Origin of the sequence: Xanthobacter agilis, assembly GCF_021730435.1 — a bacterium.
Classification (GTDB): domain Bacteria; phylum Pseudomonadota; class Alphaproteobacteria; order Rhizobiales; family Xanthobacteraceae; genus Xanthobacter; species Xanthobacter agilis.
The window spans coordinates 112,909-137,585 of sequence record NZ_JABWGX010000014.1 but is presented as its reverse complement, the minus strand read 5'-3'; the positions used below and the strand labels follow the sequence as shown (position 1 = coordinate 137,585).

Genomic DNA, 24,677 nt, shown 5'->3' with positions numbered 1-24,677 from the left:
ATAATCTGTTCTTCCGTGAACCTTGATCGTTTCATTCGTCCGTCCCTTTCATCGGGCGGACTCTAGCTATTTCTGGAGGAGTTTCAGGGGGTCACGTCAGGATCTACCGACCTCGGGGCACGCAAGAGACCGTGGGAGCCAGGGGCGCCAAGCCGCGCGTCTCATACCGTGTCGAATTTTGGAGAAGACAGGATTCGGTCGCTGGTACGCGAGGACAAAAAAGGGGCGTCTGCCACCCAAATGCCAATACAACTTTTAATTGAAATGGCGCACCCGACACGATTCGAACGTGTGACCTCCGCCTTCGGAGGGACTACTAGTAGCTCCGTCGAAATCACGATGGAGCGCGAAGAAATGCGATATCATACTGTTACTGAAAAAGAATTTGTAGCGCACCCTAGCCGAGACTATCCTTCTCTCCGCCACCACTTTCTTCCTGCTGCTTACGTGGCGCTTACGCGAGACGAAGCGATCAGGGCGGAGAAACCCCATGGCTAAGCTCACCAAAAGGGCCGTCGATGCCGCGGAAGCCGGCGCCAAGGATTATGTCGTCTGGGACGATGAGCTTCCCGGCTTTGGCCTCCGGGTTTTCACGTCCGGAAAGCGAAGCTACGTCCTCCAGTATCGGTCGGCTGGCCGATCGCGCCGGTTCACGATCGGGCTGCATGGAGTGTGGACACCGGAACGCGCGCGCCAGGAAGCCAAAGCGCAATTGGGCCGGATCGCACAAGGCGACGACCCGGCCGAAGAACGGCTGCTCGATCGCAAGGCGCTCACGGTCAAGGAACTCTGTGACCTCTACCTCGCCGATCTGCAAGCGGGTCTCATCCTCGGAAAGGGTGGCCGCCCCAAGAAGCCGGGCACGATCGCCTCCGATCTCGGCCGCATCCACCGTCATATCGTTCCCCTCCTCGGCTCGCGTCGCGTCAGGGACCTGACGAAAGCCGACATCACGAGGGCCATGAAGGACATCATGGCAGGGAAGACGCGTGTCACCGTCAAGACGAAGAACCTGCGCGGCAAGTCCATCGTGAGAGGCGGGGCCGGCACAGCTACGCGGACAATCGGTCTGCTCGGCGGCATCCTCACCTATGCGGTCGAAGCCGGGGTTATCGAAACGAATCCGGCACACGGTGTGCGGCGGCCGAAGGACAACGTCCGCGCCCGGCGACTGAGCGAAGCCGAATATCGCGTCCTCGGCGACCTGCTCAAGACGGCTTCCAAGAACGAGAACTACCGGATGTCGGTCGAGATCATCCGCCAGATCGCCCTGACCGGATGCCGGCGCATGGAGATGGTAACGCTGCGATGGGATGAAGCCGATACAGCTTGCAGTTGCCTGCGCCTAAAGGATAGCAAGGAGGGAAGCTCCGTCCGACCCATTGGGCTACCCGTGGTGGAATATCTGGAGAGGCGTCGGAAAGAGGCGATTGGAGATTACGTCTTCCCCGGCCGGGGTGGCGAGAGTGCGTTCGGCAGCTTTCCCAATCACTGGGGGAAGATCTTCGCGGACTCGCCCTTGGCTGACATCAGCCCTCACGTCCTCCGCCACAGCTTTGCCAGCGTCGCGAACGATCTGGGTTTCACCGAGGTCACCATCGCCGCCTTGGTCGGCCATGCGAAGGGATCGGTCACGAGCAATTATATCCATACGCTCGACACCGCCCTGATCATGGCCGCGGATACGATCTCTGGTTACATTCAGGGGCTGCTCGACGGGATTGAGTTCAAGCAGACCGCCTACGCGCTTGATCGTGGTTCCCGGAAGGCCGCATTGGCGCGGTTTCTACAAAAGGCAGCCGGCGATGAGGGTGCGGAACGGGACCAAAGCGAGCATCTCGCCGCATGAGCTCGTTCAACTTCGCTATGCCCTGGAACAGGACAGCGGGACGGTCCCCTCATGACGACATGACCGCCGAGATTGCGCGCCTTCGCATCGCCTCGCGATCCCAACGGCCATGCTGTCATAGAACGACCACCTGTTTGAAAGCTCTATTCAGCCGCCACGGACGAAACGCCCGATCGCTCCGCGGGCTGTCGCGGAAAGGGCAGGCCGAGATTCTCGCGCAGGGTCGTCCCCTCGTATTCGCTGCGGAACAGGCCCCGCTTGCGCAGGATCGGGACGACATCGTCGATGAAGTCCTCAAGCCCGCCGGGCAGGTGCGGCGCCATGATGTTGAAGCCGTCGGCGCCCTCCCGGACGAAGCGCTCCTCCAGGGCATCGGCGATCTGCTCGGCAGTGCCCACCACCTGCCAGTGGCCCCGCGCGCCGGCGATGGAGAGGTAGAGCTGGCGGATCGTGAGATTGTCGCGGCGGGCCGCGTCCAGCACCAGTTGCTGGCGGCTCTTGGGGCCGTTGGTCTCCGGCAGGTCCGGGAGCGGCCCGTCGAGGTCGTAGCCGGTGAGGTCGCCGACTCCCATCACGGTCGAAAGCAGTTGCAGCCCGACCGCCGGATGGATGAGCGACTGGAGTTCCTCGAACTTTTCCCTTGCCTCCGTCTCGGTCCGGCCGATCACCGGGAACACCCCCGGCATGATCTTCACATGGTCCGGATTGCGTCCGGCCCTGTCGGCGCGGGTCTTGATGTCGGCGTAGAAGGCGCGCGCCTCGGCCAGGGTGCGATGGGCGCAGAAGATTGCTTCCGCGCTGGCGACGGCAAGGTCGCGCCCATCCTCTGACGCCCCCGCCTGCACCACCACGGGATGGCCCTGCGGCGAGCGCGCGACATTGAGCGGCCCCCTCACACTGAAGTGGCGTCCGCGGTGGTCGAGCACATGGAGCTTGCGCGGGTCGAAATTGGTGCCGCTCACTTTGTCTCGGAGAAAGGCATCGTCCTCCCAGCTGTCCCAGAGGCCCTTGACCACCTGGAGGAATTCCCGGGCGCGATCGTAGCGCTCGGCGTGGGGGATGTGATGGTCGAGATTGAAGTTTCTGGCCTCTTCCTCGCCGGAGGAGGTGACGAGGTTCCACCCGGCGCGCCCACCGCTCAGGAGGTCGAGGGAGGCGAACTTGCGGGCGACGTGGAACGGCTCGTTGAAGGAGGTGGAAGCGGTGCCGATGAGGCCGATGTTGTGCGTCACCACCGACAGCGCCGACAGCAGCGTGAGCGGCTCGAACCCCACATGGCGCGACGTGCGATGGACCGAGTCAAGATTGGTGTCGCGCACGCCCAGGGAGTCGGAGAGGAAGATGGCGTCGAACTTCGCCGCCTCCGCAATCCGCGCCAGCCGCAGGAAGTGATCGGGCCGCACATTGGCATTGGCGGTGGCACGCGCATGCCGCCAGCCAGCGATGTGGTGGCCATCCGTCATCAGGAAGGCGCCGAGCTTGATCTGTCGGGCTTGTCTCATCTGTTCGCCTCCACAGGCGATCTCTTGGCGTGGCCGGCGGGCCGGAACGCGGGGTCTGTGCACATTTACCCGGATGCCGAAGCACCGGCGGAACCCCGACGTTGGCGGATAAACAATATAAAATCAATCAATTTTGTTGACATAATAATTACCGTAACGGCATCATTTCAGCCTGCGTACGCGTCCGGGCCAGCCGGACCCGCGCCGAGATCACTGTTCATCGGGGTATCCCATGTCCTTCATCGAGAATTTGAAGCGGGCAATCGGCGGCGGCCTCGTCGCAGCGGCCTTCGCCACCGCGCTCGCGACCCCTGCCGCCGCCCAGCAGGGGCCGCTGGTGGAAGCCGAGTGGCTGTCCAGGAACCTGGAAAATCCGAAGGTCCGCATCTTTGAGGTGAGCGTGGACCCCGGCCTCTATGAGCGCGGCCACATCCCGGGCGCGGTGAACCTCAACTGGCACACCGACCTCGTGGACACGGTGAAGCGCGACATCGTCGCCAAGGAAAAGTTCGAAGCGCTCCTGGAAAAGGCCGGTGTCACCAAGGACACGACCATCGTGCTCTACGGCGACAACAACAACTGGTTCGCCGCCTGGGGCGCCTGGGTGTTCAACATCTATGGCCTCGGCGATCAGGTGAAGCTGCTCGACGGCGGCCGCAAGTATTGGGAGAAGCTCGGGCTGCCCCTCGACACCCGGACCCCCTCCACCGCCGCCTCCGACCTCACGCTCTCCGGCCCCAACGCCGCGCTGCGGGCCCGCCTGCCCGACGTGCTCGCCGCCGCCGACGGCAAGAGCGGCGCCGTCATCGTCGACATCCGCTCGCCCGACGAGTTCTCCGGCAAGCTGTTCGCGCCCGAAGGCTCCAAGGAACTCTCGATCCGCGCCGGCCACGTGCCCGGCGCTAAGAACGTGACCTGGTCGAAGGCGGTCGATCCCGACACCGGCAAGTTCAAGTCGAAGGACGAGCTGAAGAAGCTCTATGCCGACGCCGGCGTGGACGGCTCCAAGCCCGTCATTGTCTATTGCCGCATCGGCGAGCGCTCCAGCCACACCTGGTACGCGCTCTCCCGCATCCTCGGCTACGACGTGAAGAATTATGACGGCTCGTGGACCGAGTACGGCAATTCGGTCGGCGTCCCCGTCGCCAACCTCGCCGGCACGGTCTGGCAGGGCAAGTAGCCCGCGCCCTTTACCCCCTTCTCCTGGATGCCTTCCTGAGGCCACCTTGCGCGGGTCAGGCTTTGCCTGTCCCGCGCGTCTTTCTGCGAGCGAGACCTTGACCACCACGCCTGCGCCACGCCTCACACACGCCGTGCCTCCCGCCCGATCCAATCCGGCCGCCGTCCGGCCGCTGCGGCCCGCCGCGGTGATCGCGGCGCTCGTCCTGGCGAGCGCCATCGTCTGGGCGGTCGTCGACCTTTCGGGCGGGGATCCCGCCGCGCGGCCCCTCGGCCTCTCGCTCGCCCTCGGCGCGATCTTCGGCATCACGCTCCAGCGGTCGCGCTTCTGCTTCTTCTGCCACGCCCGGGACCTGATCGAGGGCGGCGACCCGCGCGGCGTCCTCGCCATCCTCCTGGCGCTCGCGGTCGGTGTCGCAGGCTACACCCTCGTCATCGGCGCCTGGCTCCCGATCCCTCTGCCGGAGCGCCTGCCGCCGGACGCCCACATCGGCCCGGTGAGCCTCGTCCTCGCGGTCGCCGCCTTCGCCTTCGGCTTCGGCATGTCCCTGTCGGGATCGTGCATCTCCGCCCATCTCTACCGGCTGGGGGAAGGCTCGCCCACGGCGCCGTTCGCGCTTCTGGGAACGGCGGCTGGGTTCGGCTTGGGGTTTCTCTCCTGGAACACCCTGTTCCTGTCGGTCGTCTCCGAGGCGCCGGTGATCTGGCTGCCGCATCATCTGGGATATGCGGGCACGCTCGCGTTTTCCCTCTCGATCCTCGCCGCGCTGGCCCTCGCCGCCTTCGCCTTCGCACGCCCCCGCGCGGCGCAGGAGCCGGCTGTCGCGGAGCCGTGCGTGTCCGACCCGCACGTGTCCGACCTGCGCCGTGCGGCCCACGCCGTGTTCGTGGCGCGCTGGCCGGCCCTCGTCGGCGGCGCGATCGTCGGCGTGATCTCGGCGGCCAGCTACCTGCGCGTCGGCCCGCTGGGCGTCACCGCGGAGATCGGCAGCCTCGCCCGCAGCGCGGCCGATCGCCTGCACCTCTTGCCGGAAACCCTCTACGGCCTCGACGGCTTCCGCGGCTGCGCCACGGCGGTGAAGACGGCGCTGCTCTCGCGGAATGGCTTGTTCGTGATCGGTCTCGTCGGCGGCAGCTTCGCCAGCGCCCTCCTGTCGGGCGCCTTCGCCCCGCGCGCGCCGCGCCCCGCCGAGGTGGCGTCCGGCCTCGCCGGGGGTCTGCTGATGGGCTGGGGCGCCATGACGGCGCTGGGCTGCACCGTGGGTGTCCTGCTCTCCGGCATCCATGCCGGTGCCCTGTCCGGCTGGATCTTTCTCGCCGCTGCCTTCGCCGGCATGCTGGCCGGACTTCCGATCCGCCGCCGGATCGCCTGAGTGTGCCCCGCCGTCTCAGCGCAGGCCGAAGCCGAGGGCTGCGAGCGCCTCACGCATCCGGTCGCGGCCGCTCAGGGCCTCGGCACCGCGCACGCGGCTGAGGGCGGCGCTGGTCCAGCCCACCTCCGGCAGGCCCTGCCCCTTCTGGAAGTCCTTGAGGGCCTGCTCATAATGATCGAGCGCCGCCTGCGGCAGGCTCGCATCGTAACGCTCGCGGTGGAGCACCAGGCGGGGCGAGAGGCGGGGCTTCACCTGCGCCGGCCGTTCCGGGTCGGGATGGCCGATGGCGAGGCCGAACACGCCGAGCACGTGGGGCGGCAAGCCGAGCAGTTCCGCCACCTCCACCGGCCGGTTGCGGAAAGCGCCGAGATAGACCCCGCCGAGGTCGAGGGATTCCAGCGCCACCAGTGCATTCTGCGCGGCCAAGGCGGCATCGATGATGCCCACGAACAGCGTCTCTAGGAAGGCGAGCGCGTCGGTGGGCTTCGCCTCCCGGCGGCCGACCTCCTCGAGGCGGGCGAGGTCGGCGAGCCACACCAGCACCAGCGGGGCCTCGACCACATGCTTCTGGCCCCCCGCGATCTCGGCGAGGCGTGCCTTGGTGGCGGGGTTCTCCACCGCCACCACGCTGAAGGTCTGCAGGTTGGAGGACGATGGCGCCGACTGGGCCGCCGCCACCAGCGTCTCGACCAGCCCGTCGGGCAGCGGGCGATCGGCGAAAGCCCGGACGGACCGATGGGAGAGAAGGCCGGCGATGGTGTCGTTCAGGAGGATGCCGGACGGCGCCTCCGCCGCCCCGTAGCGCGCCTGAAGGAGGGTCCGCAGGGCAGAAGCGTCGGTGGACGGTCCGGACCGGGCGGGTGCATCGGCGACGGCGGCGGTCATGGGCATCTCCTTCAAGGGCGCGGCGATGGGGTCGATCCATGTCGTGCGCTGGCGGCAGGCATCGGACGGATCAGGCCCGGGCGACGCGCGGACGCGGCAGCTCGGCCGCCCCGCCCGTCCCCCGGAAGCCCGCTGCGGGATGGCTGTCCGGAAGGGTCGGGCCGCGCCCCGGGAACAGCTTCTCACGCAGCGTACCGGCCTCATAGGCAGTCTTGTACACTCCGCGGTCTTGCAATTCCGGCACCACGAGATCGACGAAGGCCTCCAGCGTCTCGTGCGAAACCAGCCTGCTGAGGTTGAAGCCGTCCACATCCGTGTCCCGGACCCACGACACGATCTCGTCCGCCACCTCGCCGGGCGCACCGACGATGAAGGGCGCGCGGGCGCCGGTGGCGGACAGCGTCGCGAGGTCCTTCACCTTCAGCGGCTCGGGACTGCGCAGGGTGAGGTTTTCGAGCGTCGACTGGATGGCGTTGCTCTTCACGTAGGAGATCGCCTCCTCCGGGTCGAGGGTCGATAGGTCCACCCCCGTCCAGCCGGAGAGCAGCGCCAGCTGACCGGCCGTGTGCACATATTGCGCATAGTCGGCAAGGCGGTCGAACGCCTCGGCCCGCGTCGGCGCGACGATCACGGTGGCGCCGGCGAACATGCGGATGTCGTACGGGTCGCGCCCGAAGCCCGCCGCCGCCTGCCGCACGGCGCGCACCGCCTCGGCCAGGATGGGCCGGGTCTGGCCGTTCAGGAAGATGCCTTCTGAATGCTTCGCCGCAAACAGCCGTCCGCGCCCCGAGGTGCCCGCCTGGTAGAGCACCGGCGTGCGCTGGGGCGAGGGCTCGGCGAGCTGGATGCCGTCCACCTGGTAGAAGGGGCCGTCGTGGTGGATCCGATGCACCAGGGCGGGATCGCTGAAGATGCGGGCATCCCGGTCTCGCAGAACCGCGCCATCCTGCCAGCTTGCCTCCCACAGCTTGTAGGTGGCGGCGAGGAAGTCCTCCGCCGCCTCGTAGCGCAGGTCGTGGGAGCGGTTGGCCGTCTGGCCCATCCCCCTCGCGCCGCTGTCGAGATAGCCCGTCACGATGTTCCAGCCCACGCGCCCGTTGGTGAGATGGTCCAGCGTCGCGAAGCGGCGGGCGAACTGATAGGGGTGCTCGTAGGTGAGGTTGGTAGTGACGCCAAAGCCGATGTGACGGGTCGCATGCGCCATGGTGGGCACCACCAGCGCCGGGTCGATCTGCGGGACCTGCGCGCCCGACAGGAGCGCGGCGTCCGGGCTGCCGCCATAGACATCATAGAGACCGAACACATCGGCGATGAAGATGCCGTCAAACAGGCCGCGCTCGGCGATCCGCGCCAGCTCCACCCAGTAATCGAGACTGTTGTAGGCGATCGCCCGGTCGCGCGGGTGCGCCCACAGGCCCGCCCAGGTGTGGCCCGGGGCGGCCATGTTGAAGGCATTGAAGCGGACTTGCCTCGGACGGCTCATGGCGGGCTCCAACGGTCAGCTGTAGAGCGGGGTTGGCGTAATGGTGCCGTTGAGCGCGAAATTGCCCACCTCGCGCGATTTGTAGACCACAGGGTCATGCAAGGTGTGGGTGCGGATGTTCCGCCAGAAGCGGTCGTAGCCGTAATGGCTGGCCGTGGCGCGGGCGCCCATCAGCTCGAAGATCTTCGAGGTCACCTCCAGCGCGGTACGGCTGGCATGGACCTTGGCGGCATAGATGGCGGCGGCCGCCACGTTCCGCTCCTCGGGCGTAATGGCATCGCCGCGGGCCGTCGCCGCCTCGAAACGCTGCCCGGCCACGTCGGCGAGGGCCACCGAGGCGCGCAGCTCCACATCGAGATTGCCGTAGTGCTCCAGGATGTAGGGGTCGAGGCGCGCAGCCTCGACGCCGGAGGCCTGCCACGGCCGCGAGGTGGTGCGGACATAACGGGCGGCTTCCGCCAGCGCGCCCTGCGCGGTGCCGATGTAGAAATTGACGATGAGGAGCTGATGGAACGGCACGATCAGGCTGGTGCGCGGCACCGGCGCGGCGGTCGGGTCGCCCAGCACCTCGTCCGGCTCCACCCGCACGTCCGCGAAGGTGATGGTGCCGCTCTCCGACAGACGCTGGCCGAAAGCATCCCAGTCGTTACCGTGGGTGACACCCTCGCGATCGCCGGGCACGACGATGACCGCGAAGCCGTCGCCGAGCTGCGCGCGCAAGGTGATCTTGTCGGCGAGCGCGGCGTTGGAGGCGAAGGTCTTGTGGCCGGACAGGCGATAGCCCGCCGCCCCCGGCGTAAGCCGCGATTCGGGATCGCGCGGATTGGAGGCACCGCCCCAGAACCATTTGCCTGCCACCGATCCGCGGGAGAGCCGTTCAGCCTGCTCCGGCGTCGCTCGCCACACCGCATTGGTGAGGTGGAGATAGTGATAGGCGAGGAGTTGCGCGATGGAGGCATCCGCCTGCCCGATCACCCGGGTGGCGACCAGCGCGTCGGTGAAGCTTCCCCCGCCTCCGCCATGGGCAACCGGATTAAGCAAAGCGAGCAGGCCCGCCTCCCGCAGCAATTCCAGCTCCCGCCGGGGCGAAGCGCCGGCGCGGTCGCGGGCGGCGGCATCCGGCACGAGCGCGTCGGCGACGCTCTGGGCGACGGACGCCCAGTCGGGCTGCGGCGACGGACGCGCCGCAGCCACGGGCTGCAGGGAAGAACGGGTCATAAGCGAGGCTCCTGTGGCGCGGATCGACTGCGGCGGGCGGGCGCTCACCAGGCCGGCAGGATGCTTCCCTTGAACTTGGCGAGGGTGAAGTCCTTCACCGGCTGGGACCGATAGATCTCGATGAACTTCTTGATCCGCGGGTCGTCCTTGCGGTCCTCGCGGGCGGCGAAGACCAGGGTGAAATAGGGCTTGGCCTCCTCCACCGCCGTCTCGGCCACCAGCGCCGTGTTGAGGTCGAGGCCGGCGAGATAAGCGTAGTTCGAGGAGACGAACGCCGCCGCCACGTCATCCAGCGAGCGGGGCAGCTGGGCGGCGTCGATCTCGACGATCTGCAGCTTCTTCGGGTTCTCCGCCACATCCAGCACGCTGGCGTACAGGCCCGTGCCCGGCTTCAGCTTGATGATTCCGGCCTTCTGGAACAGCAGCAGGGCACGGCCCCCGTTGGTGGGATCGTTGGGGATGGCGATCTTGGCCCCGGCCGGGATGTCGGCGGCGCTGGTAACCTTCTTCGAATAGATGCCGGCGGGCACGAGAAGGGATTCATTGAGGCCGACGATCTGGTAGCCGCGCGTCTTCACCTGGTTGGCGAGATAGGGGCGGTTCTGGAAATTGTTGAGGTCGATGTCGCCGGCCTGCAGGGCCGCGTTCGGCTGGTTCCAGTCGGTGAATTCGATGATCTCGGCCTTGATCCCCTGCTTCTCGGACAGCCGGGCCGCCTCGCGAAGGACATCGCCATAGGGACCGGCGGATACGCCCACCTTGAGCGGCTTGTCGTTCGCTGCCGCGGGCGCCTGCGCGTGGGCTGCGCTGCCGACCGAAAGAAGGGCCAGGCCGGAAAGCAGCAGCGCGAAGAAGTTGGAGCGGGAAAGGGAGGTCATGAGTCCGCCACGGTCTGGGCCGGCAACACCGGCAATTGGGGGGCTGTACGCCCGATCAATGAATTAATAATTATATCTATTAATTTAGTAAACTATGAATCGAAGAAATGCTCTTCCTTGCCGTGCTTGCCTTCTGGCGCTCCCCTTCTGGCGCCCCCCTTGCGACGCTCCCGGGCGCGGGCGCCACCGGCGGGGGGGGGTATCGCTGGGGGATGCGCGCCGGCCGCCTCAGCGCCGGCCGCGCGCGTTGGACTCTTATCCGCCCGCGCCTTCGCCCCTCAGATCCCTTCGCCGAGATTGACGAAATCGGCGATCAGCCGTGCATCCGGCCGATGCGGCGCGAGAGAAGCCCGCGATAGCTGGTCCACCAGCTGGTGCACCTGCACCGCGATCTCCGGCACCGCCGTCACCTCCCAGAACGCCGGCCGTGTCAGCGGTCCAAGGGCGAACAGCCAGGTCGAGGCATGGCCATGGCGGTCGACGACGGCGGAGCCGTGGGTCTCGATGCCGAGGCCGAGCGCGTCGGGCGTGATGCGGCCGGCCTCGCGCAAGGCGTCGAAGGGCGGCAGGGCTAGCCCGGCGAAGTCCGAGCGCGGGCCGGTGCAATTGACCACCCGGGCCACCTCCAGCGCGACCGCACGGCCGGACTGGCGGCGGCGAACGGTGGCGGCGACGCCGCCCGGGACCAGCTCCAGGCTGGTGATCCGGCCAGGAACCACCTGCAACTGGCCGGACGCCAGCAGCGGTTCGAGCACGGCGGCGACACGCGGCGCCATGCGATGGCGGTGGATGTCCCAATAGGTGCGCGCATGGCGCAGGAACCGCTCCCGCGCCACCCGCGGCCAGCCGGCCCAAACCTTCGCGACGACGGGCCGCACCGCGTCCATCACCCGTTGCCACGGCACCCGCTGCTCCGCGGCCCGCGCCACCGCCGCGCGGATGAAGCGCAGCGCCGTGACCGGGTCGCGCGCTTCGGTGGGATGGAGGAAGGGCTCACAACCCGGGCCGCGACCCGCCACGTCCACATGGACATGGGGCAGGAGGCCATGGCGCGACACGCTCCAGATCGGGCCGCGATGGCCACGTCCGGCAAGCATCACCGCCACGTCCACCATGGTGAGGCCAGAACCGATGAGCAGCACCGGAGCATCAGAGGAGAGGCCGTTCAGGTCTTCCCAGTGCCACGGATCGGGCACGAACAGCGGGCTGTCATAGACCCCGCCGTCGCGGCAGCGCGGCGGCCGCGGCGGAAGATTTCCCGTGGCCAGGACCACATGGGAGCCCTCGATGCGCCGCCCGTCGGCGAGCTGGACGCCGGGGACCGGGCGGTCGGAGACGCGCACCACGTCCCCGCGCACCCGCCGCAGCCGACCGTTCCCGGCGGCCAGCGCTTCCTCCAGCCGCTCGGCCAGATAGGCGCCGAACAGGGCGCGGGGCACGAAGGCCCGCGCGAGGTCGCCGCCGGCCTCCTCAAGCGCGGCCGACAGGTCGGCACCGGAGGCAACCAGCCATCGGGCGAATGTCGGCGAGAGCCCAACCTCCATGCGCGCCACCGGGACGTTCAACAGGTGATCGGGACCGCACGCGCCATAGGCGAGGCCGGGACCCGCCACCCGCTCCCGCTCCACCAGCACCACGTCGAGGCGTGGCGCCGCAGCGGCGGCGAGGGCGAGCAGGGTCCCGGAAAAGCCGCCTCCCACGATGACCACGGATATGTTCGGTTCCCAGACGTTCAGCATGGTGATGCGCTCCGCATCCGCCGGGATCAGGAGGCCGAGACGCGCCGCGCCTCCGGGACGATGGCGTTGCCGATGATCTCGCCGAACGGGCCCCGATGGGTGGTGACCACGCCCGGCGCCCCGGTGGTGGCGGCCCGCGGCAGCAGCGGGAGCACGCTCTCGCCGAAGCGGTACGCCTCCTCCAGGTGGGGGTATCCGGAGAGCACGAAGGTATCGATGCCCAGCGCCATGTATTCCTTCATGCGCTCCGCCACGGTCTGCGGATCGCCCACCAGCGCCGTGCCCGCGCCGCCGCGCACGAGACCGACGCCGGCCCACAAATTGGGGCTCACCTCCAGCTTGTCCCTGCGCCCGCCATGCAGGGCGCTCATCCGCCGCTGGCCTTCGGAATCCATGCGGGCGAACACCTTCTGCGCCTCGGCGATGGTGGTGTCATCGATGTGGGAGATGAGCTTGTCCGCCGCCGCCCAGGCCTCGGCATTGGTCTCGCGCACGATGACATGGAGGCGGATGCCTAAGCTCAGCGCGCGCCCCACCGCCGCGGTGCGGGCTCTCAGGTCCTTGATTTTCCCGGCCACCAACGCCGGCGGCTCGCCCCAGGTGAGATATTTCTGCACCTGCCGCGCCGCCACCTCATGGGCGGGCGCGGAGGAGCCGCCGAAATACAGCGGCGGATGGGGCTGCTGCACCGGGGGATAGAGCAGCTTGCCGCCCTCCACCTTCAGGTGCTTGCCGATGAAAGTGACCTCCTCGCCTTTCAAAAGGCGGGTGTAGATGTCGAGGAACTCGGCGGTGATCTCGTAGCGCTCCGCATGATCGGCGAAGAAGCCGTCGCCCCTGTTCTCCTCCGGGTCGCCGCCGGTGACCACGTTGATGAGCGCCCGCCCGTTGGAGATCCGGTCCAGCGTCGCCGTCATCCGCGCCGCCACGGCGGGGGAGAGCAGGCCCGGCCGCACCGCCACCAGGAAGCGCAGCCGCTCGGTGAAGCCGGCGAGGGCCGAGGCGACGATCCAGCTGTCCTCGCAGGAGCGGCCGGTGGGGATGAGCACGCCATAATAGCCGAGCTGATCCGCCGCCTGCGCGATCTGCCTGAGATAGGCGAGGTTCACCTCCCGCGCCCCGTGGGACGTGCCGAGATAATGCCCGTCGCCATGGGTGGGCAGGAACCACAGCACGTTGGCTTCTGTCGCCGGGACGAGGGACGGATCGGCAGGCGCGGCTTCGGCACTGGACATGGATGGACTCCCGATTGAAGGCGGCCGGCGCCGGAATGTCCCGGTTTCCGGCTCGCCTTTTTTAATTCAATAAACTTCATCGAATTTATTGACTATAGAGTTGGCGGCTGTCTATCCTTTTTTCACCCGACGCCCTCCGGACTGCTCCGGAGGCTCCCGAAGGCCCGGCCCCGCCGCGCGCCGACCAAGAGGCTCCCCATGAACGCGCATACGTCCGTCGTTTCCCCCGCCACCTCCCCCAGCCCTGCGCCCGAGCTGCCCGACGCCTCGCTCGCCTTCCGCGCCGCCATGCGCAAGCTCGCCGGCGCCGTGAGCGTGCTCACCGTCGGCGTGGGCGACGGCCGCACCGGGCTCACCGCCACCTCGGTCACCGCCCTGTCGGTGGAGCCGCCCACCCTGCTCATCACCATCAACCGCGGCGGCTCCTCCCTCGGGCCGGTGCTGCAGGAGCGGGTCTTCGCCATCAACGTGCTGCGCCCGCACCACCAGCCGGTGGCGGACCGCTTCGCCGGCAAGGGCGGGCTGAAGGGCCCCGCACGCTACGAGGGGGCCGACTGGACGAAGCTGACCACCGGCGCGCCGGTGCTGGCCGATGCGCTCGCCGCCTTCGACTGCGAGCTGGAGGACGCCATCGAGCGGCACTCCCACGTCATCGTCATCGGCCGGGTGGTGGCCTCGCGCATCACCGAGAACGCCGATCCGCTGCTGTACTGGGCCGGCGGCTATCGCGGCCTCGCCCTCTGATCCCCATCCGCCCCCCCAAGGTCCGCCCCCAAAGGAACGCCCCATGCCCTTCGACATCACCCGCCGCGCCTCCCTCCTCCTCGCCGCCGGCCTTGCGACCAGCTTGGCGGCGGGCCTCGTCGCGGCCCCCGCGCTGGCGCAGGAGAAGGTGGTGCGCATCGGCTACCAGAAGTACGGCACCCTCATCCTGCTGAAGAACAAGGGCCTACTGGAGTCGCGCCTGAAGCCTCTGGGCTACAGCGTGAAGTGGGCCGAGTTTCCGGCCGGCCCGCAGCTGCTGGAGGCGCTGAATGCCGGCGCCATCGACTTCGGCAATACGGGGGAAGCCCCGCCCATCTTCGCCCAGGCCGCCGGCGCGCCCCTCGTCTATGTGGGCTTCGAGCCGGCCGCGCCGCAGGGCGAGGCCATCCTGGTGCCCAAGGACAGCCCGCTGAAGACCGTGGCCGACCTCAAGGGCAAGACGGTGGCCCTCAACAAGGGCTCCAACGTCCACTACCTGCTGGTGAAGGCACTGGAGAAGGCCGGCGTCGCCTATGCCGACATCAAGACCGCCTTCCTAACCCCGGCCGACGCCCGCGCCGCCTTCGAGCGCGGCTCGGTGGATGCCTGGGCCATCTGGGACCCGTTCCAGGCGGCGGCGGAACAGACCATCGCGGCCCGTCCGCTGGCGGACGGCACCGGCATCGTCTCCAACTACCAGTTCTATTTCTCCACCAGGGCCTTCGCGGACCAGGCGCCGCAGGTGGTGGACGCGGTGCTGGCCGGCGTCGCCGAGATCGGCGCCTGGGTGAAGGGCAATCCCAAGGCCGCAGCCGCCGAGTTTTCCCCGCTCATCGGCATTCCCGCGCCCATCCTGGAGGTGGCTTTGGCCCGCCAGCAATATGATGTGAAGCCCATCACCCCCGAGGTGGCGGCGGCGCAGCAGCAGGTGGCGGACGCCTTCCTCGCCCTCGGCCTCATCCCCAAGCCGATCCGCATCGCCGACGCTTTGCGCGCACCGAAGTCCTGAGGGAGCACGCCATGAGTCCCACGGCACAGTCGGAGAGCCTTGCCCTCGGCGCGGTTCCATCGGTGGCGCGGCAGGAGGCGGCGGAGGCTGGGCTCGATGCCGGGTTGCTGGGCCGGGTGCGGCTCGCCGCCCTCGGCCGGGCGCTCCTGCCCTGGGCCCTGCCTTTGGGCGTGCTCGCCTTGTGGCAGGCGGCGGCGAGCCTTGGCTTCCTGTCCTCCCGCGTGCTGCCGGCGCCGGGGGACGTGGCGCTGGCCTTCTGGCGCACGCTGAAGGACGGCACGCTCCTCACCAACATTTCCGTCTCCACTGGCCGGGCGCTGACCGGGCTCGCCATCGGCGGCGGCATCGGCTTCGCGCTGGGCGTCCTGAACGGCGTGTGGCGGCCGGCGGAAACGGCGCTGGATTCCACCCTGCAGATGCTGCGCAACGTGCCGCACCTCGCCATCATTCCCCTCGTCATCCTGTGGTTCGGCATCGGCGAGGAGGCGAAGATCTTCCTCGTTGCGGTGGGGGTCGCCTTCCCCATCTATCTCAACACCTTCCACGGCATCCGCACGGTGGATCGCGGCCTGGTGGAGATGGCGCGGGTCTATGGCCTGTCCAGCACCGCTTTGTTCTGGCGCATCGTGTTGCCCGGCGCCCTGCCCTCGGTACTGGTGGGGCTGCGCTATGCGCTGGGCATCATGTGGCTGACGCTGATCGTGGCCGAGACCATCTCCTCCACCGAGGGCATCGGCTACATGACCATGAATGCCCGCGAATTCCTGCAGACCGACGTGGTGGTGCTGGGCGTGCTCGCCTATGCCCTGCTCGGCAAGCTCGCCGACAGCCTGACCCGCGCCATCGAGCAGCGCGCGCTGGCCTGGAATCCGGCCTACCAGCCCGGCGCGCGGGGGGTTGCGTGATGGAAATCTTCGCCGCCAGCGATGCCGATATCACCGCCGAGGTGCGCGCGGCGGACATCCGCGCCACCTTCAGCCCACCCACGCCCGCTCAGCCGCCCCGGCGCTGGAAGGGCGAGCCCATCCGCCTGTCCGGCGTCACCAAGAGCTTCGGTGCCCGCCCGGTGCTGCGCCGGCTCGATCTGGACGTGCCCGCCGGGCAGTTCCTCGCGGTGGTCGGCCGCTCCGGCGGCGGCAAGACCACGCTGATGCGGCTCATCTGCGGGCTCGACAGCGCCACATCGGGCGACGTTTTCGTGGGGGAGGCCCGCGTCGCCGGCCTCATGCCGCAGGTGCGCCTGCTGTTCCAGGACGCGCGCCTTGCGCCGTGGCAGCGGGTCATCGGCAATGTGGGCATCGCCCGCGGCCCGGCTTGGCGCGAACAAGCCCATGCGGCGCTGCAGGACGTGGGCCTCGCCGATCGCGGCCGGGACTGGCCGTCCGTGCTCTCCGGCGGACAGAGGCAGCGGGTGGCGCTGGCCCGCGCCCTCGTCTCGCGGCCGGGCGTGCTGCTGCTCGACGAGCCGTTCGGCGCCCTCGACGCTTTGACGCGGGCCGAGATGCATCGGCTGACCGAGCGCATCTGGACCGAGCACGGCTTCACCGTGGTGCTCATCACCCACGACGTGGCCGAGGCGGTGGCGCTGGCGGATCGCGTGGTGGTGCTGCGGCAGGGCGAGATCGCGCTCGATGTTGCGGTGGACCTTCTCCGCCCCCGGCCCGAGGCCGACGGGGCCGAAGCCGCGGACCTGCGCCGGCGGATCCTTGCCGCGGTGTGAGGCTCAACGCCTTCGCCACCTGTCGGCGCGCGCGGTGCCGGCGGGGTTCTCCCGTTCGATCCCGCCCGGCGCGCTGCCACAGCGGCCGGGCGTTTCTCCCGCCTCGGCCACCCCGCCCCGGAACCGCGCCCCGGAAACGCGCACGGGGTCAGCGCTGAAGACCCCAGCGGCGCACCGTGCGCTGCTCCACCAGGCGGAACAGCACCTCCACCAGCAGCCCAATGAGGATGACCGTGACGAGGCCGGCGAAGACCTTGTCGGTGAGCAGCTCGTTGCGGTTGCGATAGATGTACCAGCCGAGCCCGCCGGAGCGGGAGGAGACGCCGAATACCAACTCGGCCGCGATCAGGGTGCGCCAGGCGAAGGCCCAGGCGATCTTGAGGCCAGAGAGCAGGGAGGGAAGGGCCGCCGGAATCAGGATGAGGGCGATATAGGACAGGCCCCGCAGCCCGTAGTTCCGTCCCACGAGGCGCTGCGTCTCCGGCACCTGCTCGAAGCCGGTGAGGGCGGCAAGGGCGAACGGCCACAACACCGCATGCACCATCACCAGCAACAGGCTCGCCTCGCCGAGACCGAGCCAAAGCATGGCCAGCGGCAGCAGGGCGATGGCGGGAAGCGGGTTGAACATGGCGGTGAGCGTGAGCAGCACCTCCTTCACGAACGGCACCGCGATGGCTACCGAAACGAACCCCAGCGCCAGTGCGATCGCCAGAACATAGCCCTTCAGCAGCACGGTGATGGAGGCGACGGACGCGGGGAAGAGATCTTCGTGGCGCAGCCCCTCAATGAGCGCCGAAATGGTGTCGGTAAAGGTCGGGAAGAGCAGCGGGTTGTTCTGCCACAGCGCCGCCAGCTGCCAGGCCGCCGCGAGGGCGGCGAGGACAACAGCCCGCCGCACCAGCGTGACCTGCCACAATGCCGCAAGGGCCGCGGCGCCCCGCGCACGCAGCGAAGCGACGCCGGCGGCGGGATGGGTCACTCGCACGTCATCGCCGGCGAGGTCGCCGTCGGAAACCAGGGACTCAGACATGACGGCCTCCATCGGCGAACAGCAGCTCATGAACGTCCCGCACCACCTGTTCGAAGGCGGGGGTGCCGCGCTCGGCAAGGCCGAGGCCCGCGGTCTCGAAGGTGGCGATGGTCCGGCCCGGATGGGCGGCCAGGAGGTGGAGCCGCGTGCCCACCAGCACCGCCTCGTCGATGGCGTGGGTGACGAACACCAGGGTGAAGCCCTGTTCCTCGGCAAGCTTGAGCAGGTCTTCCTGCAGCGTCCGTCGCGTCAGGGCATCGAGCGCGGCGAAGGGCTCGTCCATCAGCAGCACGTCGGGCTCCGCCGCGAGCGCCCGGGCGATGGCGGCACGCTGCTTCATGCCGCCGGAAAGCGTGTGGGGATAGGCATCGAGGGCACGGGCGAGCCCGACCTTCACGAGGGCCGTGTCGGCCCGTGCCCGTGCCTCCTTGAGGGAGAGCCCGCGCGCAACACGCAGCGGGAAGGCCACATTGTCCCGCACGCTCTTCCACGGCAGCAACTGGTCGAACTCCTGGAACACCACGATGCGGTCCGGCCCAGGTCCGGTGACGGCCGCGCCGCGAAGGCTCACCGACCCCGACGCCGGCCGGACAAAGCCCGCCAGCGCCTTGAGGATGGAGGATTTGCCGCAACCTGAAGGTCCGAGCAGCACCAGCCGCTCCCCCGCCGCGACGTCGAAGCTCACATCCTCCACCGCGCGGTGCCGCCCGGCGGCGCCCGCATAGTCGAGGGTGAGGCCGCGCGCCTCCAGCACCGGCGCGGCGCGGCGGACTTCGGCGGGCGGGACCGCGGGCAGGGCCGTCATGCGTCCCTCCTCAGCTGCCGGATGCCGAATGCAGGTCTTCAAAGGTAAAGTCCTTGAAGCTCGCCGGCTTTGCCTTGATGGCGCCGATGCGGTTCATGAAATCGGCGAACTTCAAAGTGCCGAGGGGTACGAGGGTATATTGGGTGTCGGGGTCGGAGAGCACTTCGGTGATGAAGGCCGGATCAAGCTTGGACTGCTCCACCTTCACATAGATCTGTGCCGCCTCCGCGCGATTCTGGTCCACCCATTTGGTCGCCTCCTCGAACGCATCGAGGAAGGCCTTGTAGGTTTTCGGGTTGTCCTCGCGGAACTTCACCTTGGCGTAGGCCACAGTAGGGGTCACCGGGCCGCCGAAGATCTCGTAGGAGGAGAAGACCTTGTGTATCTTCGGATCCTTCAGCGCATGGTTCTGGAACGGTGCGTTGGAGAGATAGCCGGTGATCTCGGTGGAGCCGGACAGCAGCGCCGCGGTGGCGTCGGGATGCGGCAGCGTCACCATCAGCTGATCCAGCTTCTTCGCAGTGCCGGGGCCGAAGGTCTGCTCGGCCGCAAGCTGAAGGATGCGCGCCTGCACCGACACGCCGGCCACCGGCATGGCGATGCGGTCCTTGTCGGTGAAGTCCTTGATGGACTTCACGTTGGGATTGTTGGTGAGCAGGAAGTTCGGCTGCGCCCCGAACGCGCCCACGATCTTCACCTCATTGGCGGTGCCGCGCGTCTTGTCCCACAGGGTCAGGAACGGCCCGATGCCGGCGGAGGCGATGTCGATATTGCCGGCGAGCAGCGCATCATTCACCGCCGAGCCGCCGGACAGGCGCGTCCAGTCCACGGTGATGTCGATGCCGAGCGCCTTGCCGTGTTTCTCGATCAGCCCCTTTTCCTTCATGACGTGGAAGGGCGTGTAGAGGGTGCCGAATTGCTGGGCGATGCGCAGTGTGCCTTCGGCGCGGGCGGGGACGGCGGCGAGGCTTGGCGCGAGTGCAAGGCCAATGGCTGCGAGGCGGAAGAATGTGCGGCGGCTGGTCATGGATCTGTCCTCTCGGTCGCGATCAGGAAACGGCGGCCAGGCGCCGCTCCGTGCTGTGCGAACCCACGGCGAACTCGTTGACGATGTTGTCGGAAACCTTGCGGCGGCGGCCGTCGATGCCGAGCTCCGGAAACAGCAGCTCGGCCACCCGGTAGGCCTCTTCCAGATGCGGATAGCCCGAGCCGATGAAGGTCTCGATGCCGATCTCCTGATACTCGCGGATGCGCGCGGCGACGCTCTTCGGATCCCCCACCAGCGCGGTGCCGGCGCCGCGCCGTACCATGCCGATGCCTGCCCAGAGGTTGGGCGCGATCTCAAGCTTGTTGCGGTCTCCGGGCTGAAGGGCGGCCATGCGCGCCTGGCCGACGGAATCCATTTCCACCTTGAAGCGCTTCTGCGCGTTTTCGATCTGCTCGTCGGACACGCGGGAAATGAGCCGGTCGGCGGCCGCCCAGGCCTCGGTCTCGGTCTCGCGCACGATGAAATGGATGCGCAGGCCGAACTTCAGCTTGCGCCCGCGCTTGGCCGCGCGGGCCTGCACGTCCGCCAGCTTGTCCTTGAGGATATGGGGCGGCTCGCCCCAGGAGAGATAGACGCTGGTATGTTCGGCGGCGACCTCGTGGCCGGCGTCTGAGGATCCGCCGAACCACAGCGGCGGATGGGGCTGCTGCACCACCGGGAAGTCCAGCCGGCCGTGCGCGACGCGATAATAGGTGCCCGCGAAGTCCACCGTCTTGCCGGCGACGAGATCGCGCCAGATGGTCAGGAATTCGGCGGCCTGGGCATAGCGCGCATCATGGTCGAGGAAGATGCCGTCGGCGCCGAGCTCGGCGGGATGGCCGCCCACCACCACGTTCAGCAGCAACCGTCCGTCGCTGAGCCGGTCAAGCGCCGCCGCCTGCCGCGCCGCGAAAGCCGGCGAGGTGACACCCGGGCGCAGGGCCACCAGGAAGCGCAGCGCTCGGTGGCGGTGGCAAGGCCGGCGGCGGTGATCCAGCTGTCCTCGCAGCTCTGGCCCGTGGGCAGCAGGACGCCCTTGAACCCGAGCCGGTCCACCGCCTGCGCCACCTCGCGGAAATAGGCGAATTCCGGCGGGCGCTGCCGCGTCTCCGAGCCGAGATAGGCGCCGTCCCCGTGGGTCGGGATGAACCAGAAAAAGTCAGGGCTCCCAGCCCCTTCGTGAAGCGCGCTCATCGGGATCTCCGTCATTTCCGTGAAAATGACGGATAATTTTATATAATATCAATTGATTTAATATATTAATATCGGAAGTGGTTTTCGCAGGCTGAGGCCGCGTGGCTTGCCTTGCTTGGATTTCAGGGGTTCAGAGCGTGTCGGCATTTGGCGCGATTGACCATTCTGACGAGAATGACCGGCCGGCATTGGGCGGTATCGCTGGAGGCGTGTTCCGCGCTTGCCGATCGCGGCGGGACGGCGGGGCACGACGACCCAGCGTTCGGCGAAGCCATCCACGATTTCACGGTGAGCCACTTTCAGGTGGCGGGTTGCTTCCAGCGAGGTGTCGTCGCCCGCACCGATAGAGGCCGCTCAAATATAGTCCACGAACATCGTCAAGGTGTCGTCAGTGAGGTCCCGCATCTCGGCAAGCGTACAGGTATCGAGGACAGTTCCGATTGCATCGCGGACGCGCACCATAAGGCGGCGGACCTCACACTTGGCCACATCGCAATCGTCGCAGGCAACATAGGCATTGCGGCTAGCACACGGAATAGGCGCTAGCGGCCCGTCCAGGGTGCGGATCATTTCGCCCACCATGATATCTTCCGCCGGCTTGCCGAGGCGGTACCCGCCGAGTTTCCCCTTCTTCGAGGCCAGAAATCCGCCGTTGCGAAGCTCGTTGAGGATCACGTCCAGAAATTTCTTCGGAATATGGTTGGCTTCAGCAATCTCTGCCACTTGCTTCGACGCTCCGGCAGGCAGGCGTGCAAGATAAACGGCCGCCTTCAGCCCGTACTTCCCCTTCTTCGTCAGCATAAATGACCTCGCGCAGGCTCTCGTTTCATGCAACCGAGCACCGCTCAGCCACACGTGGATCCACTGGAAAATTCGGAAGCCTTCTGGCGCTCCATATCCCGAACTCCGGCCTACCACACTTCTTCATTGTGAAAAATTGAAACCCGTACGGCAGTTGGCGCTTTCTATGAAGCGGCCGCCCGCGCATTCGCGATTTGTTCGGTCTTTCGACAATTTTCCCAGCCAGCCAACCCTTGCCCGCAAACGCGAATGCAGCTTGACAGCGGATAAAAATACTTATTCGATAAATTTGATATATTTAAGGTGAGACATGTCGATTTCCCCTCTCCGCATTGGCGTCTGGGCGCCCGTCCACGGTCCCCGCGCCGCCTGGCAGGACCCTGCCGAACCGTTCGATGCCTCATGGCCGCACAACCGCGATACCGTGCTGGAGGCCGAGGCATTGGGCTATGACGCCACGCTGGTCGCCCAGCACACGGTCAATCCGCATCTGCCGGAGAAGGACCAGATCGAGGCCTGGACGGCCGCCGCGGCGCTCGCGGCGCTGACGCGTCGCATCGAGATCATCGCCGCCATCAAGCCCTATCTGTACCACCCGGTGGTGCTGGCGAAGATGGCGCTCCAGATCGAGAACATCTCGAACGGCCGGTTCGCCTTCAATCTGGTCAATGCCTGGAACCGCGCCGAGTTCGAGAAGGCTGGCATCCCGTTCGGCGCGCATGATGCGCGTTATGCCTATGGGCGCGAATGGCTCGGCGTGGTGGAGCGCCTCGTCTCCGGCGAGAGCGTCACCCATGCGGGCGAGAGCTTCCGCATCAGCGATTACAAGCTGTCTCCAGCCAGCCCCGTGCGCGCCCGCCCCCGCATCTATCTCGGCGGCGAATCCGAGCCGGCGCGCGCCCTCGCGGCGGACCTTTCGGACGTCTTCTTCATCAATGGCCAACCCCTTGAGGATGTGAAGGCCATGATCGCCGATCTCGCCGCCCGTCCCCGGCGCGGCGCACCCCTCGCCTATGGCCTCGCTGCCTTCGTCATCGCCCGCGAAACCCAGCAGGAAGCGGAGGACGAATACCACCGCCTCCTCGCCCTCGCCGCCAAGGACGCGCCCGCCAAGCAGGAGCAGGCGGCACGCACGGATCCCAACGTGGTGATGATCCGCACCTTCGCCAAGTCTGTCCGCGTCGGGACCAACGGCGGCACGGCCGCCGGACTTGTCGGCAGCTACGATCAGGTGGCCGAGCGGATGCAGGCGTTCCACCGCGCCGGAATCGAGCTGTTCATGCTCCAGTTCCAGCCCCTGCGCTCCGAGCTCCGGCGGTTTGCCGAGCATGTCTTCCCGCGGCTCGGCCGCCCGGCAACCGGCACGCCGGCCGCTGTCGCCAGCCCGCGCGCCACGCGCATCGGCTGAGGGAGCCGGACATCCGATGACACATGCAGATCACACCGCCCGCCTTCCGCTCCCTGCCCTCGCAGCAGACCGGGCGCAACCCCGCGCGCGCCGCCGGCCCGCCATCGTCGGCCCCCGCCTCTTCATCCTCCTCTCCTGGATCGCGCCGGTGCTGCTGGTGGTGATCTGGGAGGTCCTGGCCCAGACCGGTTTCGTGACCCCGCAGGTCCTGCCGGCGCCCAGCAAGGTGGTGCGCACGGCCCTCAAGCTCGCCACCACGGGTTCGCTGCTGGAAGACCTCGGCACCAGCCTGCTGCGCGCGGCGGCAGGCTTCATCATCGGTGGAACCATCGCCTTCGCGCTCGGCATCCTCGTCGGCTTTTCGCGCCTCGCCGAAGCGCTCGTGGATCGCAGCGTGCAGATGGTGCGCGCCATTCCCTTCCTGGCACTGCTGCCGCTTGTGATCGTGTGGTTCGGCGTCGGCGAGGCGCAGAAGATCTTCCTGGTGGCCCTGGGCGTCGCCTTCCCCATCTACATCAACACCACCCTCGGCATCCGGCAGGTGGACCCGAAGCTCATGGAGCTCGGCCGTGTGCAGGGGCTCTCCACGCGCCAGATGATCACCCGGATCATCCTTCCCGGCGCCCTGCCCTCCATCCTGACCGGCGTGCGCTATTCGCTGGCCACCGCATGGCTGGCGTTGGTGGTGGCGGAGACCATCGGCGCCCAGGCGGGCATCGGCTTCCTCGCCATGGATGCGCGCGAGTTCCTGCGCACGGACGTGGTGGTTCTCACCATCGTCATCTATGCCCTGATCGGGGTCGCGGCGGATTCGGTGGCCCGCCTGCTGGAGCGCCGCCTTCTCGCCTGGCATCCCAATTTCGGGGGCGCGGGACGATGAGCGCGCCGCTGCTTGCGCAGGCCGCTCCCGCCGTGCGGGTTGCCGGCCTCACCCGGGCCTATGGGGATCGAGTGGTCATCGATCGCCTCGACCTCACCATCGCCCGCGGCGAATTCGTGGCCCTTCTGGGCGAGAGCGGCTGCGGCAAGACCACCCTGCTGCGCGCCCTCGCCGGGCTTGATCCCATCGACGGCGGGCGCATCGAGGCGCCTCGCAAGCCGGCGGTCGTGTTTCAGGAACATCGCCTGCTGCCCTGGGACAGCCTGTGGCGCAACGTGTCGCTGGGCCTGCCCGAGAGAGGCGCCCGGGAGCGGGCGGCCGCAGCATTGGCCGAGGTCGGCCTCGGCGGCCGGCTCGACGACTGGCCACGCAATCTCTCCGGCGGTCAGGCCCAGCGCGTGGCGCTCGCGCGCGCCCTGGTGCAGGAGCCGGAATTGCTGCTGCTGGACGAGCCCTTCGCCGCCCTCGATGCGCTGACCCGCATTCGCATGCACGTGCTGGTGAAAGACCTTGTCGCCCGCCACCGGCCGGGCGTCCTGCTCGTGACTCACGATGTGGAAGAGGCCATCGCGCTCGCCGACCGCATCCTCGTTATGCGCGGCGGGGCGATCGCGGCCGAGCATCGGCCGCCAGAACCCGGACGGCCCGCCGCCACCCGCGCCACCCTCCTCGCCGAACTCGGGGTCGAGAACGACCTGCCGAGCGCCTGATCCACACC

The 24,677-nt window shown here is 68.0% G+C and carries 21 protein-coding genes and 1 pseudogene; 10 read left to right on the top strand and 12 right to left on the bottom strand.

Annotated features, from left to right (window positions below; all coding sequences use genetic code 11):
* The first annotated feature begins 490 nt into the window (after positions 1 to 490).
* Entirely contained in the window at positions 491 to 1,849 is a 1,359-nt protein-coding gene (locus tag HUW53_RS12145) for a tyrosine-type recombinase/integrase (RefSeq protein WP_237346024.1), read from the top strand.
* 143 nt (positions 1,850 to 1,992) lie between these two features.
* Here HUW53_RS12145 and HUW53_RS12140 read toward each other — a convergent pair whose 3' ends face one another.
* Positions 1,993 to 3,351: an LLM class flavin-dependent oxidoreductase gene (locus tag HUW53_RS12140; protein WP_237346023.1), complete on the bottom strand. Its 1,359-nt coding sequence runs from the start codon at positions 3,349 to 3,351 to the stop codon at positions 1,993 to 1,995.
* Between the two features lie 232 nt (positions 3,352 to 3,583).
* Between HUW53_RS12140 and HUW53_RS12135 the strand changes: the two genes are divergently transcribed.
* Positions 3,584 to 4,531: a sulfurtransferase gene (locus tag HUW53_RS12135; RefSeq protein WP_237346022.1), complete on the top strand. Its 948-nt coding sequence runs from the start codon at positions 3,584 to 3,586 to the stop codon at positions 4,529 to 4,531.
* 97 nt (positions 4,532 to 4,628) lie between these two features.
* Positions 4,629 to 5,903: a YeeE/YedE family protein gene (locus tag HUW53_RS12130; protein WP_237346021.1), complete on the top strand. Its 1,275-nt coding sequence runs from the start codon at positions 4,629 to 4,631 to the stop codon at positions 5,901 to 5,903.
* A 15-nt stretch (positions 5,904 to 5,918) separates the two neighbouring features.
* On the opposite strand, the gene HUW53_RS12125 is transcribed toward HUW53_RS12130, so the two are convergent.
* The 6 genes from HUW53_RS12125 to ssuD (HUW53_RS12100) form a co-directional block, all read right to left on the bottom strand.
* Positions 5,919 to 6,788 (bottom strand): NADPH-dependent oxidoreductase, encoded by an 870-nt coding sequence (locus HUW53_RS12125; RefSeq protein ID WP_237346020.1) that lies wholly within the window; start codon positions 6,786 to 6,788, stop codon positions 5,919 to 5,921.
* 70 nt (positions 6,789 to 6,858) lie between these two features.
* The gene (locus HUW53_RS12120) at positions 6,859 to 8,271 is read right to left on the bottom strand and encodes an LLM class flavin-dependent oxidoreductase (protein WP_237346019.1); all 1,413 of its coding nucleotides are present in this window, start codon (positions 8,269 to 8,271) and stop codon (positions 6,859 to 6,861) included.
* Between the two features lie 15 nt (positions 8,272 to 8,286).
* Positions 8,287 to 9,489 carry an acyl-CoA dehydrogenase family protein gene (locus HUW53_RS12115; RefSeq protein ID WP_237346018.1) on the bottom strand — a complete coding sequence of 401 codons (1,203 nt, stop codon included), beginning with the start codon at positions 9,487 to 9,489 and terminating at the stop codon, positions 8,287 to 8,289.
* Between the two features lie 44 nt (positions 9,490 to 9,533).
* Positions 9,534 to 10,367 (bottom strand): MetQ/NlpA family ABC transporter substrate-binding protein, encoded by an 834-nt coding sequence (locus HUW53_RS12110; protein WP_237346017.1) that lies wholly within the window; start codon positions 10,365 to 10,367, stop codon positions 9,534 to 9,536.
* Between the two features lie 278 nt (positions 10,368 to 10,645).
* A complete protein-coding gene (locus HUW53_RS12105; protein WP_237346016.1) occupies positions 10,646 to 12,106 on the bottom strand; it encodes an FAD/NAD(P)-binding protein in 1,461 nt (486 codons plus the stop codon).
* A 26-nt stretch (positions 12,107 to 12,132) separates the two neighbouring features.
* Positions 12,133 to 13,341, bottom strand: a complete 1,209-nt coding sequence (ssuD, locus tag HUW53_RS12100; RefSeq protein ID WP_237346015.1) for an FMNH2-dependent alkanesulfonate monooxygenase — start codon at positions 13,339 to 13,341, stop codon at positions 12,133 to 12,135.
* A gap of 198 nt (positions 13,342 to 13,539) precedes the next feature.
* On the opposite strand from ssuD (HUW53_RS12100), the gene HUW53_RS12095 reads away from it, so the two are divergent.
* Genes HUW53_RS12095 through HUW53_RS12080 form a run of 4 tightly spaced genes read left to right on the top strand, consistent with a single transcriptional unit; the run spans position 13,540 to position 16,814 of the window.
* Positions 13,540 to 14,085: a flavin reductase family protein gene (locus HUW53_RS12095; protein WP_237346014.1), complete on the top strand. Its 546-nt coding sequence runs from the start codon at positions 13,540 to 13,542 to the stop codon at positions 14,083 to 14,085.
* A 43-nt stretch (positions 14,086 to 14,128) separates the two neighbouring features.
* On the top strand, positions 14,129 to 15,094 hold the full coding sequence (locus tag HUW53_RS12090) for a sulfonate ABC transporter substrate-binding protein (protein ID WP_237346013.1): 966 nt from the start codon (positions 14,129 to 14,131) through the stop codon (positions 15,092 to 15,094).
* Positions 15,095 to 15,105: 11 nt separating this feature from the next.
* Positions 15,106 to 15,999 carry an aliphatic sulfonate ABC transporter permease SsuC gene (ssuC, locus tag HUW53_RS12085; RefSeq protein WP_237346012.1) on the top strand — a complete coding sequence of 298 codons (894 nt, stop codon included), beginning with the start codon at positions 15,106 to 15,108 and terminating at the stop codon, positions 15,997 to 15,999.
* The gene (locus tag HUW53_RS12080; protein WP_237346011.1) at positions 15,999 to 16,814 is read left to right on the top strand and encodes an ATP-binding cassette domain-containing protein; all 816 of its coding nucleotides are present in this window, start codon (positions 15,999 to 16,001) and stop codon (positions 16,812 to 16,814) included. The genes ssuC and HUW53_RS12080 overlap by 1 nt, the downstream gene beginning before the upstream one ends.
* Positions 16,815 to 16,962: 148 nt before the next feature.
* Here HUW53_RS12080 and HUW53_RS12075 read toward each other — a convergent pair whose 3' ends face one another.
* The 5 genes and pseudogenes from HUW53_RS12075 to HUW53_RS12055 form a co-directional block, all read right to left on the bottom strand.
* A complete protein-coding gene (locus tag HUW53_RS12075; protein WP_237346010.1) occupies positions 16,963 to 17,844 on the bottom strand; it encodes an ABC transporter permease in 882 nt (293 codons plus the stop codon).
* A complete protein-coding gene (locus tag HUW53_RS12070; protein ID WP_237346009.1) occupies positions 17,837 to 18,649 on the bottom strand; it encodes an ABC transporter ATP-binding protein in 813 nt (270 codons plus the stop codon). Before HUW53_RS12070 ends, HUW53_RS12075 begins: the two co-directional genes overlap by 8 nt.
* A 10-nt stretch (positions 18,650 to 18,659) precedes the next feature.
* Entirely contained in the window at positions 18,660 to 19,676 is a 1,017-nt protein-coding gene (locus HUW53_RS12065; RefSeq protein WP_237346008.1) for an ABC transporter substrate-binding protein, read from the bottom strand.
* A gap of 22 nt (positions 19,677 to 19,698) precedes the next feature.
* Positions 19,699 to 20,870 (bottom strand): annotated as a pseudogene (ssuD, locus tag HUW53_RS12060) (FMNH2-dependent alkanesulfonate monooxygenase).
* A 354-nt stretch (positions 20,871 to 21,224) separates the two neighbouring features.
* Positions 21,225 to 21,671 carry an RrF2 family transcriptional regulator gene (locus HUW53_RS12055; RefSeq protein ID WP_237346007.1) on the bottom strand — a complete coding sequence of 149 codons (447 nt, stop codon included), beginning with the start codon at positions 21,669 to 21,671 and terminating at the stop codon, positions 21,225 to 21,227.
* Positions 21,672 to 21,981: 310 nt separating this feature from the next.
* Here HUW53_RS12055 and HUW53_RS12050 point away from each other — a divergent pair, with 310 nt between their 5' ends.
* Genes HUW53_RS12050 through HUW53_RS12040 form a run of 3 tightly spaced genes read left to right on the top strand, consistent with a single transcriptional unit; the run spans position 21,982 to position 24,669 of the window.
* Positions 21,982 to 23,079: an LLM class flavin-dependent oxidoreductase gene (locus tag HUW53_RS12050; RefSeq protein ID WP_237346006.1), complete on the top strand. Its 1,098-nt coding sequence runs from the start codon at positions 21,982 to 21,984 to the stop codon at positions 23,077 to 23,079.
* A 16-nt stretch (positions 23,080 to 23,095) separates the two neighbouring features.
* Positions 23,096 to 23,959 (top strand): ABC transporter permease subunit, encoded by an 864-nt coding sequence (locus HUW53_RS12045; protein WP_237346005.1) that lies wholly within the window; start codon positions 23,096 to 23,098, stop codon positions 23,957 to 23,959.
* Entirely contained in the window at positions 23,956 to 24,669 is a 714-nt protein-coding gene (locus tag HUW53_RS12040) for an ABC transporter ATP-binding protein (protein WP_237346004.1), read from the top strand. Before HUW53_RS12045 ends, HUW53_RS12040 begins: the two co-directional genes overlap by 4 nt.
* The last annotated feature ends 8 nt before the right edge of the window (positions 24,670 to 24,677 follow it).